The sequence below is a fragment of the Methylocaldum sp. RMAD-M genome (assembly GCF_017832375.1).
Lineage (GTDB): Bacteria > Pseudomonadota > Gammaproteobacteria > Methylococcales > Methylococcaceae > Methylocaldum.
This window is the reverse complement of record NZ_JAFIBZ010000039.1, coordinates 21,405-35,562: the sequence shown is the minus strand read 5'-3', so window position 1 is coordinate 35,562 and position 14,158 is coordinate 21,405. Positions and strand designations below refer to the sequence as shown.

The following is a 14,158-nucleotide window of genomic DNA, read 5'->3' as shown; positions in this document are numbered from 1 at the left end:
CCACCTCAAGAGTGTGCGGACACCCCGTGCATCCGCTCGCACCAGTGTCGCCTGAGCCTTTCAATCCGTCGAGACGGTCCTCGGCGGACGCTTACGATATACTAGCGATACTTTCAACTCGATCAAGAGGTATCACGATGCAAGACGACAAACTACTTCAAGCATTGCCCGTCGCCAAGGTTGTAGCTCAGGCGATCTCTATATCAAAAAAAACCCGCACCGAGATCGCAAAGGAGGTAGGCTACGATAGACCAGAGATCATTAATATGTTTGAAAGTGGGCTGACGAGAATTCCCATTGAAAGAATTGGGAGATTTGCTATAGCTCTCGACTTAGAGCCGAGATTTTTAATTCGACTGGCTATGGCAGAATATATGCCGGAGGTATTTAAGACTCTGGAGCAGATTTTTGGAGCCGGCTTATTTCTCACGAAAAATGAGGAACAGTTGATTCGCATGCTGAGAAAAATTACTGACAATACAGACCCGTCCTTGATGCTCGACGTCACCTCTCCCAATGTTGTATCAGGACTCATGGTGCAGCTTGTGCAGACACCTTCAACCGAGACCAAGAATACGTAAAGCCGGCTGAGGCAAGGCTAATTGCCGGACTTTGGGTATTTCCAGACTGTATTGGCGCAAAGTATAAGGGTTAAATTGGGAGTCTGGAGAATATTGGCACACTAGCTCCTCATGTGTTCTTTATTCTCTAGGACCCCTACCCCACCGCTACTCCTTAACGTCTCGATTCATCGCGAATTATTGGGTTTTTCTGTGTTTTCTTTAACTGTCGTTGGAAGTTTTCACCGCGTTCAGATCGCTCGATACAGTAGGCGCACGTTACACTGAACAATCGACTCGGGAGTGGCAAGTGCTCCTAACTTGCTAAGTCATCCTTTAGGGCAAAGTCTTTGACGCGACTCGTAGACAGCATCCTGGCGAGCCGTGCCTGGGTATACTTGGACAGCGGGACAGCGGGACTCCATCATTCAGGAGGATCAGAATTGAGATGAAATGAGCAAAGATGCTCGTGCAGGACGGCGCGAGTGTCGAAAAGTGTGCGAGGCCGCGCGTGCCGTTGGCTATCAGCCTGGCTCCCCTGCCTCGGTATGCCTTGGCTTCGTGTCCTGCTCTGTATTTCTCAAACACATCTCGGGTGGAAAGGCACATCAACCCCAACCCAACTGGTTATCGCCTCGCCATCCAGTCATGGATGCAGCGATAAGAGCAGTCAGGTTGGTTAGGTGCCAATCGTCCCCGGATGATGCTCATCTCGGTATGGATCACTTCTATCCGATCTCGTCGCGCTTAACGGTATTATCTGCTTACTCGGATCAAGGCACTCGCAGATACTCCGCGCTGACTTTGGCCGCGACGACCCTCATCTGAGGTCAACCCCGCCGTTGGACTCTGTGTCAGCCAAACTTCTGAGTCCCGTCACTGAATAGTGACTTTACAACTGCGCCCGAACGTTCGTTTCACCGATAAAGCACAGAGGAAGTATCATCATTATACCAGATAACCATGTATTTTTGAATCACCACTGGTTTACTTATGGCTCAACAAAAGGATTTCTTAAACCACGACTATCACTTCATAGAAATGCTTTTATTAGTTGGTGACAAACTGCATTACATAACAAAATACAGCACTAATACACTTGCACTAAAGCAAGCTTTCTTTGTGTTTATTGAGATATTTAGAGACAAAAAATCATTCGATCACGATCGACAGATAGTCGAACTATAAAACACCCTCAAAACGCTCTATAACAAGCAATAAGCGACACGCCACTCAAGACATATACCTCCCATGCCGCGCCTCAATAATGCGCACTGTAGAGCCTTGTAGAGCGTTTCAGACGAGTTTACTGCACGCAGTCTATATCTGAACCAGCCGGGGACGTTGAATAACTTCGGAAAACGCTCAACCGAAGAAAAACGCGCAAATCGTCCACACATCAATTTGGACCGTTAAGCAGTCACCCGAAAGGCACGTTGCAAATCGTCCAGCATTGCTGCAGCAGGATTAATGATCGCACCTGCTTGGTAGTCAATTTACAAAATAAACACCGACATCACTATAGTCCGGGATTACCTTCGGATTTTCGAAGCTCCATCAACTTACGTTATGAGGTGATCATGCTGGAAACTGTCTCCCATGCAAGCCATTCCCGTCAAGACTGCCCAAATCATCCTCGGTTGTGGCCTGACCCCAAACTATTAGACACGGTATTTAAAGCTCTCGTCCACGCACGGGAGAATGGCGATCATAATGCAAACGAACTTTTGCGCCGACGCTTATGCAATTACGCCGTCCCGCTGTCCGATCAGGACCGAACGGAACTTCTAAGGTGGCTCGCGATATACGGCGAACGCTACTTTTTTCCCGATCTGGAGGCTGCGTTACGCACGCTGAAATACAATGCTCGAAACGACCTGGTCCTAAGATTACAGTCCATCGTGACAGTCGGAAGCTCTTACATAGCCAAGCGAGACGATTACTGCGCTACAAATTTGGCACTGAATTCCTGTGGACCGGCTCCGTTGTTTAGACCACAGCTTGAAATCCCAAGCAAGCTGGAACGAACACGTGAGCATCTTTTGCTACTCAATGATCATCAGGTCATTGGACTGCATTGGCTCTGGGAACGACGTATGGATGTTCACCCCAACCCACGGAACCGGGATATTAAAAGCCTGTTTGAAAAGGATCGCTTCGATTTCGAACAGGCGTCGGAAATCGCCGCCAAAAAGTGGACTGCCGAGCAAAAAGCCCAGGAGTTGGGCCTCAGTGTAGATCATCGCCTGGCGATACCGATTTTTCACGGTTCAGCATTGCGAGACCGCTACAAACGCATCCGGAACCGGGAACAGCGCGTCAGAACAAATCTACTTACGCATGCTCAGAATCCGTCATCACGACTCAAGGCGAGTGATATCGATGACCGTGTCGTCGAGTATTCCTGCCTAGCGCTGGCCCAAGGTTCACCTAGCAAGGCCGTGAACTGGTGGATCTTAAGGACCGGCCAGGACAGAGATCCGGAGTCACGCGAGCGTCGTCGAAAGCTCTTTGCTAAGCGAAAGAAAGAGCTTTTCGCTCAAGAGCGCTGGTAAGGTCCTAAACAAGAGGTGCACGGCTGCCGGAATAGCTCTTGCCACGCCCAGCGCACCTCTCGCGACACCGGTCGAATTTTCGTAATTATCTGTTTTCATGGTCCTTTTTAACCAAGAACCGGCACATTTACTCTCGTAGTAAGTATTAAGTAATAAGTAATAATAAATTGGCCGTGGGGTGCCCGCCCTTACACCGTCGCTTCGCTCCGGCCGGGCGTTGGCACCCTCACGGCCGTTTTAATTTCCAACATAAAAAGAATTCAAATCCTTAAAGAGTCCCGGAACAATTTTCAAAATCTCGAAAAGATGCTGCGGAACAATTGAAATAGATGTCCGCGGACAACTTTAAACTGATCCTCGCCGATGCCGGTCTCAACCTATGTGTCTGTTCTCAATCGTCGACGCTCATGCTCTCTCGCCGCGATGACTGCAAGATTGTGTGTCTCGATGTAACTTAACACTGCGGTGAGTTCTTCTCTTTCCTTGGACTGGCCGCTCTCTTCTGGATAAAGTGCAAAATCCTCCAGTGATGGACTTGTTAGAGGTGTGCCGCGCAGACAGTCCATGGGCACGCGCTCTCCCTGGCGGATTTGCTCCAAGACTGCTGCAGACACACGATGCAAGGGCACTGGCTTCCCGAATTCCAGATATACAAGTCTCGCCATTGCTTTCAACTGAATACGACAAGGCTCGTAACCCCAATCCCAACCATCAGTGTAGGGGCGATAACGTAAGACTGCTCTATCCCCGAGATCGCCGATCTTCTCAACGAGAAGCAACGCCATCGGCTGCTGGCGGCCATCGTTGCTGTTTAGCTGCTTCGAGCAATATAGCGCCCGAACCGGAAACCGATCACGGTCATCCCCGATATTCCCAAGGTCCTCAAAAAAACACTCTGGAGATTTATAGCAGCTTCGGGACTCATAGAGTTGGTCATCTACCCCATCAAGCCACGAACGCTGGATCTGAAACAGTGTCGCGGTTTGAGCAAGAACATCATTGGTCAACACCGCCAGCAAGTCCTCTGGAGTCTTCAGCTTGTCGAGAGTAATCTGCGGCAGAAAATGTTGGATCTGTGGAATGGCAATGCCATGATCCTCGAATACCTTAAGAAATCGTTGAGCGACAATGGACACTGGATTGGACTTCCCCTTTGACGCCAACTTTCTCCAAAGCGCATTGATGTTCAAACTGACAAAGCCAATCGATGGCTTGATTTCAACAATGTCGTCAGGCATCAAGTGGCTCCTTGAGCTTAAAAAACATGTCTAGAACAACTGACAGGAAAAGTGGAATTCACAGGAACCTCCTGGCTTCAGCGCATTTAGCTTCGCCACCATATGGCGGTCTACACCTGTAAACTGTGCGCTAGCTATCAAATTGGCCGAACGTCGAGATCTGAATCGCCCCCTCTCCTTCTTTCAATTGTTCTTCCGATTCATAACGCGGGGCGGCGGCATTTTTGTCCCGTTTGTCCCGCCGACCTTATTCCACACCCAGAGCCTTGAATGCCGCATCGACCGGGTCTGAATAAAAGCTTGTCTGGAACTTTGCGAACAGTTCGCCAGGCACTGTCGGTATATCCACTACGCTCGACATCGGGATCAGAATGCGTTTCGCCCCTGCATCGAAAGCGACCTGCAGGCTCTCCGCGAGATTTTGCACTGGGACAATCGTGCCACCGAGACTCATGTCGCCCATCACGGCCATCTGGCTCTGAATGGGCTTGCCTAACGTCGCCGAACAGAATGCAAGGAAGCTAACCAAGGCGAGTGCTTCGGGTGCTCCGGTATTCTGCAATTCGACCAAGTGCAGATGGAAGTCGTGCTCGGCGGCTTTAATCGATGCACTCACTCGGGACGCATTCGCCTTGAAATAGTCGAAGGCGATACGCACCGCTTCCCTGCCACCTACGCCTGAAAAAGTAAGTTTACCGGTGCCGGCGATCGATTGCATTTCAAGACGATAAGTGCCGGGCACACTGTTCTCGCCAATGGAAATCGTGTGTAGCGTCCCCGGATTCAAGCGCCCTTCCGAAATCAGTGCGCCACCACTTTGCTCCGGCACGGCGATGAATCGCTCCAGCCCGTTCTCAAGGTCGACGTAGCTGAAGTGCACGTCGTAAAACTCCATGCCGCCGATCTTCTTGAGCTGCTCCTTGACCCGACGCCGGACTTCGAGAGCGTATTCAAGGCAGCTCCGCACCGTCTCCTTGTCGTAGTCACCTGCCGGGCATATCAATTTGAGGAGCCCCGATACCGTGCGACGGACAGCGATGGTGTCACGCTGGTTAAGGTTGTTTCCGAGCTTGAACCACCGATCGATCGCGTCGGCGAAGTTCCGTTTCCGCATTTCGCGGAAGAATTCGGCGAGATAATCGACGATGAGGCCGTATTGGTTCGTGAAGAACTCCGGCCGCATCTTCGGAATTTCCCAACCGGGAATATAAGCATGGAAGCGGTCGAAGAACGCCGAATCGATCATTACCTCTGGGAAGGGAGCGAGAAGGTGACTGGTCTTCACCAGCAGTTCGACACTCTGATTAATGTTGCCGATGAACACCATCGACGCGCTGGCGTTGATCGCTTCTCTCCCCCGCGAAAACGACCCGGACGCCATGTAGTCCTTCATGATTTGGACGCCGTCCTGGTCCTTGAAGCTGATTCCGGCCACCTCGTCGAACGCCACCACGTCCCATAGGCCCACGAGTCCCACCTTGCGGCTGCTCATGTTGTAGAACAGATTCGCAACCGTCGTTTGGCCACCAGAGACCAAAATACTGTTCGGGCTGATCTCCTTATAAACGTGACTTTTGCCCGTCCCGCGGGGTCCCAGTTCGCACAGGTTGTAGTTATTTTCGACGAGCGGAATCATGCGGGCGAGCAAATGCCATTTCACCCGCTCTTTCAACACGGTAGGCTCCATACCCGTGGAGCGAATCAGCGCATCGATCCACTCTGCTTGCGTGAAAGCCCGGCGTCCTTCAAACAAGCTCTCCAGATCCATGTTCGGCATCTGGATCGGTTTGAGGTCCATGACAATAAAGGGCGAGCCCTTCTGGTTCTCCTCGAACTGATAATCGAGCGTCACAATGCACCAGATGCCGCCGACCAGAAGCTTTTCGAACTGACGGACGAAGCGGTCGGAGATTTCCGCGCTTTTGACCCCCAGATTAGAGAGCAGCGCCTCGTAGACATCCCGCTTCTCGTTGAGCCGGACGGTCACCTTGTCGATGATCTTGTAGCTGCCGCGCTCGCGGATTTTCGATTTGATCTTTTCGGCTTCGTCGGGCCGCACGTAATTCTCGGCGAGGATTTTCTTGACGGTTTCCAAACCGGACCGAATGGTCTCCTCATCACTGGACGCGCAATACATCCCCAAGAGGTATTCAAGCACATAGACCGGGACATTCGCTCCCTCCTTGATCAGTTTGGTCAAGTCCTTGCGGACCACCTTGCCGGCGAAATGCTCGATCAGAAGATCATCGAGACTCTTCGGGTTCTCCAATGCGGTCGAGACAGTATCCATGATGGGTTCAAAAATCGTTGCTAAACGCGAGGTCGATTTTATAGGGAATCCGTAGGACCTCGACCTGAGTCGAGGCATCGCGGCAGACCAGGTAATAGTCATGGGTGCGATCATAGCTGCCTGCCAGAACGGTCAGTATCACCGATCGCTTCCTCTCATCCATCAAACCGGATGTGCTGTCGAAGGTCAGCGTCTGCTCATCGCTGACCGGCCGATCTTTGTCCCGCAAGGAAATGAGCACCGTTCTCGGCAACACCTTGTCGGAAACGGGTTCGGTCTGAATGAATTCGAACCGCTGTTTGTTCGTTACGACTTTGTTTGAAGAGCCGAGCAGACTGAATTCCACGGGTCTGGTTTTGGTCTTCTCGGAATCGCGTTCACGCACGGTAATGAGTGGAACCACGATCTCCTGCGGCATGGCGCTGCCGTGGACGAAACGTGCCCCACCCGCAAAATGGAAGCGCGAAGCCCCCTTCGGCACCCAAAAATCAAGACTTCCATCGCCCGGATCGGTGCCGGCCGTGACAGCCGTGTTGCCGCACCATGCTTGGGAAGTCTGCCCGATGTTGCGGCCAAGCAGATAACGCTTTTTTGCTCGCAGCGTGCCTTCCGGCTTTTCGGCCAACGAGGCACGATCGGCTTCGTCCACGGGCGATTCCTGATAGATGAAACCATGATCGGCGGTGATGAGGATCGTCGTGCCGTTCAGGCTATTGATAATGAAGCCGGTCAACTGGGCCAGTTCCCGAATGGCGTCCTCCACGGCTTCGAAGGTCTTGCTCTCCGAACCTTGCTTATCGCCGATGAGATCGATGCGGTCATGATAGATATAGATCAGGCGCCAGGGCTTTACGAACTCCCTGCCCTTCCCCTTTCCCAGCCCAAGCAGATCCTCGGCCTTTACGGCAACTCCATCGTGAGGAGCCAGAATGGCCGAGCGCTGATCCAAAGTAGCCGTCGCGGTGCCATCAGCCAGCATGTCCAGATTGGCATTCGGCTTATAGGCCAGAATCTTGTGCGGCAACAGTGCTGCCATACCTAGGCCGGTGTAGCTCGGCAGCACGCCAAGCATCGCATCGAGATTGGCGGTCACTCGGCTCTTCGCGTTCAGGTCACGCGCGAGGTCTTCGGCCGCCTCAAACCTGAAGGCATCGGAAATAATGACGAAGACGCGCCTTGCCCCATCGCCTAGGAGCGGCGCCACGCAACGTTCGAAGAATTGGGATTGATTTGTTACCCCGGCGAGCGTCCAACGCTCCAAGAGTCCCTGAGCGCCGCCCACGACCTTGTCCCAGGCAGAAGCGAGCTGCGGCAGAAACCAACCCGAATAGGTCGCCTCCATCCGATCCCGAAGTCCCTGCAGCACTCCCCAGCCTTGCGGTTCCACGATCTCCACAGCGCGCATGAAACGTCGATAGAGCTGATCGAAGCGAAAGAGCTTGTCGCGGTAGGCGGCAAATGCCGTATCGCCGCTGGCAAAACTGAAACCCGAAGCGAACCGGCCTTGCAGCTCGAAGAATTCACCCGCTGCTTCCAGAGCGTCGTAGCTGGCGGCCAGAGCTTCGACAATAGGACTAAGATGGGCGAATTGACGATTTGCCCAATGACCGTCCCGACGCCGGGCAATCAAGGTGCGCACCGTATCAAGATTGGCTCCGGCCGCCGCGATCACGCGATCGCGTAGATCGGCGATGATGCGCAGCTCGATATCGTGAAACGTCACAACGTCGCTCAGGGCTTCCGCCGACAGGGGTGTCAGCAGGTCGCGCAAGCGCAAGTCGTTTGCGACGGCCGCGGAAAGAACGTTGTATGTATGGGCATGAAGCATGTCGGAGCGCCAACGGCTCACGAACACGGTGGTATTGTGGGCAAGCACCTGGTTAGGCAGCACGAAATGCGTCAAGGCATCCGGCAGGGTCGATGAGGATCGCGCGAAATCAGTCACGAGAATGCGAAACAATAGATCCCGAAGATTCGGTTCCGCGTCGGCATACCCAAATTCCCGCCGCATCAGCGCCCAGAAGGATTCGTCCAGCTGGTTGGAAACAATGTCCTGCCAGGCTCTGGGAGATGACGAAAAATCCACCTCCCCGTCGATCACGAACCCCGAGAAGAGCTTGATCAGTATCGCGAAGGCGTCCGGTTGCTCCGCCCGGCTCAACACGGCCATCATCTTGCGATCGAGATCATCCGCGCTGTCGTTGGGCAGCACCCAGCGTTTCAGCCGCTCGACGCGCTCCTTGGCACGTAGGAATTTGGCTCTGGCCTTGAGATGAGCGCGGAGCGCCTGGGTTTCGAGACCGAGTTCATCGAGCTGGATGGAAGCCGTATCGGCACGAAAAGTCTTGCTGCGCAGTCGCAGATCCAGCAGCCAATCCGTAGCCGGCTCCGGTTCCGGAAACGGTGCATAGAGCAGCCATCGATCATCCGGCCGCTCTCGTTCGATCAGGAGCTTCACTTTGAGCGCCGGAGTCTCGTCGAGACGCAACACCGAGATGCCCGACAGAGCCAAACTGCCGATGGCCGCTTCGAATTCCCGCTCCGGGTCCTGCCAGAAGACTATGGACCAGTGTTCGGTGGTGAATAGCTTAGATAGGGCTTCGGTAACGCGATCGGAGCTCATTAAATCAGTGAATTCCTTGGTGAGAAGTTCAAACGTATTAATCAGTCTGAACAATAGGACGAACCTACAGTCCGCAGATGCATACCTTGCGGCACTAGAGCGGACAATTTAGAACTGTCGTCAATGGTGCTCGCGAAGCTATTTATTTTATGGATGTCGCTAAGCATCCGCAGGATGATCACATCCGAGCCGAGATTAACGATTTTGTGGCCCGCCTCGGTATTCCGCCGTGGGATGATGTGGCTGAGGATTGTTTTAGGAGCCTTTGCGCTTATTTTGAGGTCCATGGCACGTTCATTGGTAACATGGATATGATCATAGCCGCCCATGCGGTGAGTCTAGAAATAATGCTAGTCAGCAATAATGCCCGTCATTTTAAGAAATGATCCGGAGTTCGCCCTGCAAAATCCGGTTTGTAGGCATTGAAATCTCAATTCGGCAATAACTCTGGTAAGCATTCGAATTGAATCAGCGCATCATGACACTTTTCTCCAATTATAATTTAAATATTTTTAAATATATCCTTGAAGACATCAGGAGCTATGTAACCATAAAGCTTAGATCCGCTATCGCTCAACATCCGTTTAGTCATATCATTAAACTTGTTTCGCATCCATAAATATTTCGTCTCAATATTTTTATCCCTAATAGATCTTTCACCAAGATTAATGATCGACCTTTTCAAGTCGTTGAGGTATGCAAATAATTCGTCAAAATCATCGTTAAAATCCTTTGAGATGACATTGAAGTAGTCGATATAAAGCATGTCATCCAGGTCTACTTGCACCATGTTATTGATGTATCTTCCATCCGATAAGCTTGTGCGAGTTGTCGGATTATTTAATAGTGACCGCTTGGCGAAGTCATCATCTAGAACAACTCGTGGATATATCGCTCGTTTTTCCAATTCGACAGCTTTAAGCAAAGCCGGACCGAAACAAAAATGTTCATCATGGTATAGTTCACCGATCGTAACCGAACCTCTGACCAAAAACCCATACCGAAGCAGTCTTAGCTGCAGATGAAAAACATCACTAATGATACTTATCACTCCAATGAAGTCGCCCTCTTTATAAGACACGACAACGCAATCCGAAAACTGAGTGACCCTCCGTGAGCTAAACAGGCTATCGGGCGTATATTTGCCATACACCTCACGATAGTTGTGGCATTTTCTAATTTCTAGCAGCACATTATGAATCTCTTGGGGCGGCAACTCGCCAACCTTGCTGCTAAACCCTAAAACATCAAAGAACAGACAATACCGGCGTTCGTAGGTTATCTCAGTCATCACCCGCCCCGCCCGTTACCGCCTTGACCTCGGCCAGCAAGTCCCCAAACTTGCCGTAGTTCACCTTCACTCCGTCGTCGAGATCAAGTGCGATGCGCATGTCGGCGTAGTGGCGGAGTTTCTCGTCGAAGGCGAGCAGTTCGAGGTGTTTTTTCTTCAGGGTTTCGATCTGCTTGCTGATCTTGTTGCGCGTGGAAGCGGAACTTGCGGCGTCGGCGTCCTTTTGCAGCATGTCGATGCGCACCAGCATCTTGGCGGTAAGCGGCACCACGTATTCGCTGCGCATCCGGGCGAGCGTGCCTTCGTGGTAGCGGTGCAGGTAGACCAGCGCCTCGAAGGCTTTCTGCTTGCCGCTGGAGAACAGCCAGTAAATCGGGCGCTTCTTGTAGGTTTGCAGATGGTCCTTGAAGAAGCTGGCGGAGAGATAGCGGCGAATCGTCTCATCGGGCGTTTCGGAGCCTTTCTTGCCCAGGCTTTCGGCCAACCAGGCCATGTTTTCGTCCGACATCTCGCGGCCCCAGACAGCGAGCAGGAACTCGCGGATGCGGCTGGCGGCGTCGTCCTCGAACCATAGTTCATCGGTGAGCGGCACGATGCCGTCTGCGTCAGCGGGAAAGGTCTTGTAGCGTGTGGGATCGAAGCCGACGTTGCCGCCGTGGGCATAAACCAGCCCTGGCTCTTCCAGGCTGTAGCGGCCCATCATACAGCCGATGGCATAGGAGATTAGTCGCTGGCAGTCTTTCTCGCGATCGGCACGAGCCAGGGTAATTTGATCTTCGGCGACTTCAGGGGAGAGTTCGTCTTGCAACCCATAGGCTTCGATGAAGAGGCGGTTGTTTTCGGTTTCCAATTCCTGCATAAGCTGGATTTGGGTGCGGGAGTGGGTCTGCCAAGCTTGCCAGGAAGACGAGAGAGTGGCTGATAATTCCTGTATTTCGGATTGTGCCAGCCAAAGGAAGCGTTGGAAATCTGAGGAAGTTTCGAAGGAATTCCAATCTTTTCTGGCAAGTTCAACTGCGTCAGCAACAGTTTTTTCAACTTCTGGATAGTCCTTGGGGAGTGGAAAGTTCAAGACATCGCCAACATTAAGATGAATGGTTGGATTCAAAACCTTCGAAAAATGGGTCGAAGCACGACTATTCAAGAGTCCCAGAACCAGATTTAAATTTTTTCGATCTTCGAATATTAGGGTTGGAGATACTGAACCATACTGAGAGTTAGCACCTTTATAGCGAAAGCCATTATGCGCAGAGGTTATATCCGGCCATGTGACGCCTTCCTTCCACCAGAGCTTTCTATTGCATAACCCACCACACTCTTCGTAGAACGCTAAAGCTTTTGGGCTCCAGTCTATAACATGACTCTTGTTTCCATACCATTTCCTAAAGTCGCCGCCTTTCTCAAACCAGACCCACCTTTGGCCAATATCATTGCTCTTTAATTCCCACCAATTCCTTATATAAAGCGCATCATTGTGAGATTTTGTCCGTCCGCCGGAAGTGCAGATCTTGGACAATTTTTCGGTGCTGAAGATGTTGTAATTTCTTATCCAATAGGCTATCGGACTCCCTGGAATGCTTTGGAAATCACTCTGATACCTGAAGAAAATGATCGAATTGTTTCTATTAATAAAAACGAATGACTTATCAGCCGACTGATGCGCACTATTTAGGTTAATGAAACTGCTCTTATATTTTTCTATATGGACATTTCCAATCGAAAATGCACACGCTTGAGCAATTTTTGAATTGATCTCCGGAAAGCTGTTGTATCCAATCTGCACAAGCGAGTGAATTGTTTTTGTGTGCAGCAGCCTTTTCCGCATATTCTCAAATGACGATAGGAAGATCCAACTCTGCATCGTCACCATATTGTTGAAGCCAAATGCCTTGCACCAGCCTAAACCACGTTCGACGAACATAGCAAACAAATCCGACTTGGCATCTGGAAATTGCTTTTTGGCAAAATCTTTCAACGCTGGATTCATCCCTTTCCCACCCATATACGGCGGATTCGCTATCACCGCGTCAAACTTCATCGACAAAATCGACGCCTGCCAGACCAGTGGCATCAGTTCCACCGCCGCCGCTTGCGCGAACACATCCCCCGATTCGGACGCCTGTTTCAGCCCTTCCGCCAAAGTCGGCAAGGCCGCGCCCAAGCTTTCGGGAACCTGGATCAACGAACCAAAGGTCTTGGCCTGGGTGAATGTCCTCAGTAGCGCGATGAGCGAGGCGCGTTCGATATCGAAAGGCGAGCGCGCGGGCTCATCTTCGTCGGCATCCTCGCCCAGAAAACGCTGCTTCCTGGTTTCTGGGAATAAATCGACTTCGGCGAAGGGATTCGGAGTCGCTGGCTTGGAACGCGCGCCGCCTCCGACCAAAGACTTGATAATGCGCTCCCCATCCAAGCCATGGCTTTCCTGGAGCGCCAACACGTTCAGACGCAGCGGATCATTCAGCAAGTGCCGGTCGTCCGCCCGCGCCTTCATCAACAGCGCGAATCCCGCCATCTGTGCGGCCCGTTCGTCGATATCGAGGCCATAGAGATTCTTTTCCAGAATCAGCCGGGGAATGCTCCGAAGCTGATAGCCCCGTTCGAGGTAAATCTGTTTCAGCAGATCGTAGGCTTCCACCAGGATGTGACCCGATCCGCAAGCGGGATCAAGGACTGTGATCGTCTCCGGGTTCAGGCTGCCGCCGTCCTCGGCCATGCGAGTCTGAATTAGAACGTCTAACTGTGCCCGCACCTCCGGCGTCTGCTCGGCGGGCTCGATGTAGTAGGCCATGTGTTCTTTGAGCGTCGAAGCCGGGTTCGCCATCAGCCACAGCCGCCCGATACTGTTCTGGACGAGATATTTGACGATCCAGTTGGGGGTGAAGAGCTGGGTCGCGGCGGGGATATCCTCGCTCTTCACCACCTTGCCGATGACCTGATCCTTCTTCTCGCTGATGTAGAACTGGTAAAGCCAGCCGATGATCTCGACTTCCCGCCAGTCCTCCTCGGGAATGGCATCCACCAGCTTGGTAATAACTGAATCGGTGCGAAGCAGATTGTCCGGCAGCAGCAGTTCGGTCTCGTCGTCGATGCGCTCGAACAGAAACGGCATCGCGGCGGACAGGGCGTTGCACTGCGCCACCAGCAGCATCCGGTAAAGCTCGCCGTCGCGACTCCCGGCCAGCTTGAGTTCGGTGACTATGTCCCGATCCAAGCCCGGCAGGTCCACGTCCAACGCATGGCTCAAAATTTCCGGTGGTCCGCCGTCGCGGTTCGACAGCACGCGATAGCCGTGCCCCAGGTAATCGTGCAGCTCCATGTAACGGAGCGCGGCAATTCGGTTGAACCAGGTGTAGGCCACGGCTTCCATGGTTTGCTCGAATCCGTCCCGTTCGATGCGCTTGATCAGGCGTTGCCGCTGCTCGCCAATCTTCGCGGGCCACTCGCGCCCGTCGATGATGACTACATCACCTTGGCGGCGATTCGGAGAAATGTCCTTCGCGGTAATGCCGAGCAGGTGTGCCCGTTGGGTTACGGCGGCAATGAAATCCCGGCGCGCCTGCGGCGCGTAAGTCTTGAGTTTGTTCTTGTTCATGAACGGTGT

The 14,158-nt window shown here is 52.4% G+C and carries 8 protein-coding genes; 2 read left to right on the top strand and 6 right to left on the bottom strand.

Annotated features, from left to right (window positions below):
* Positions 1-137 precede the first annotated feature (137 nt).
* A complete protein-coding gene (locus JOD69_RS22470) occupies positions 138-581 on the top strand; it encodes a helix-turn-helix domain-containing protein (RefSeq protein WP_210024312.1) in 444 nt (147 codons plus the stop codon).
* A gap of 1,559 nt (positions 582-2,140) precedes the next feature.
* Entirely contained in the window at positions 2,141-3,115 is a 975-nt protein-coding gene (locus tag JOD69_RS22465) for a hypothetical protein (protein WP_210024311.1), read from the top strand.
* Between the two features lie 377 nt (positions 3,116-3,492).
* Here the strand turns inward: JOD69_RS22465 and JOD69_RS22460 are convergent, their stop codons facing one another.
* From JOD69_RS22460 to pglX, 6 genes are all read right to left on the bottom strand, one after another.
* Positions 3,493-4,353: a hypothetical protein gene (locus JOD69_RS22460; RefSeq protein ID WP_210024310.1), complete on the bottom strand. Its 861-nt coding sequence runs from the start codon at positions 4,351-4,353 to the stop codon at positions 3,493-3,495.
* 247 nt (positions 4,354-4,600) lie between these two features.
* Positions 4,601-6,643, bottom strand: a complete 2,043-nt coding sequence (gene brxL / locus JOD69_RS22455; RefSeq protein ID WP_210024309.1) for a protease Lon-related BREX system protein BrxL — start codon at positions 6,641-6,643, stop codon at positions 4,601-4,603.
* 7 nt (positions 6,644-6,650) lie between these two features.
* Positions 6,651-9,266 carry a BREX-1 system phosphatase PglZ type A gene (gene pglZ / locus JOD69_RS22450; RefSeq protein WP_210024308.1) on the bottom strand — a complete coding sequence of 872 codons (2,616 nt, stop codon included), beginning with the start codon at positions 9,264-9,266 and terminating at the stop codon, positions 6,651-6,653.
* A gap of 41 nt (positions 9,267-9,307) precedes the next feature.
* The gene (locus JOD69_RS22445; protein ID WP_210024307.1) at positions 9,308-9,595 is read right to left on the bottom strand and encodes a hypothetical protein; all 288 of its coding nucleotides are present in this window, start codon (positions 9,593-9,595) and stop codon (positions 9,308-9,310) included.
* A 173-nt stretch (positions 9,596-9,768) separates the two neighbouring features.
* Complete coding sequence (locus tag JOD69_RS22440; RefSeq protein ID WP_210024306.1) at positions 9,769-10,557, bottom strand: hypothetical protein; 789 nt, start codon at positions 10,555-10,557, stop codon at positions 9,769-9,771.
* Complete coding sequence (pglX, locus tag JOD69_RS22435; RefSeq protein WP_210024305.1) at positions 10,550-14,149, bottom strand: BREX-1 system adenine-specific DNA-methyltransferase PglX; 3,600 nt, start codon at positions 14,147-14,149, stop codon at positions 10,550-10,552. The genes JOD69_RS22440 and pglX overlap by 8 nt, the downstream gene beginning before the upstream one ends.
* Positions 14,150-14,158: the final 9 nt, after the last annotated feature.

What these genes read in the sequence shown, in the direction of transcription:
- JOD69_RS22470 (WP_210024312.1), top strand. Translation starts at nt 138, where the DNA reads ATGCAAGACGACAAACTACTTCAAGCATTGCCCGTCGCCAAGGTTGTA.
- JOD69_RS22465 (WP_210024311.1), top strand. Translation starts at nt 2,141, where the DNA reads ATGCTGGAAACTGTCTCCCATGCAAGCCATTCCCGTCAAGACTGCCCA.
- JOD69_RS22460 (WP_210024310.1), bottom strand. Translation starts at nt 4,353, where the DNA reads ATGCCTGACGACATTGTTGAAATCAAGCCATCGATTGGCTTTGTCAGT.
- brxL (WP_210024309.1), bottom strand. Translation starts at nt 6,643, where the DNA reads ATGGATACTGTCTCGACCGCATTGGAGAACCCGAAGAGTCTCGATGAT.
- pglZ (WP_210024308.1), bottom strand. Translation starts at nt 9,266, where the DNA reads ATGAGCTCCGATCGCGTTACCGAAGCCCTATCTAAGCTATTCACCACC.
- JOD69_RS22445 (WP_210024307.1), bottom strand. Translation starts at nt 9,595, where the DNA reads ATGGGCGGCTATGATCATATCCATGTTACCAATGAACGTGCCATGGAC.
- JOD69_RS22440 (WP_210024306.1), bottom strand. Translation starts at nt 10,557, where the DNA reads ATGACTGAGATAACCTACGAACGCCGGTATTGTCTGTTCTTTGATGTT.
- pglX (WP_210024305.1), bottom strand. Translation starts at nt 14,149, where the DNA reads ATGAACAAGAACAAACTCAAGACTTACGCGCCGCAGGCGCGCCGGGAT.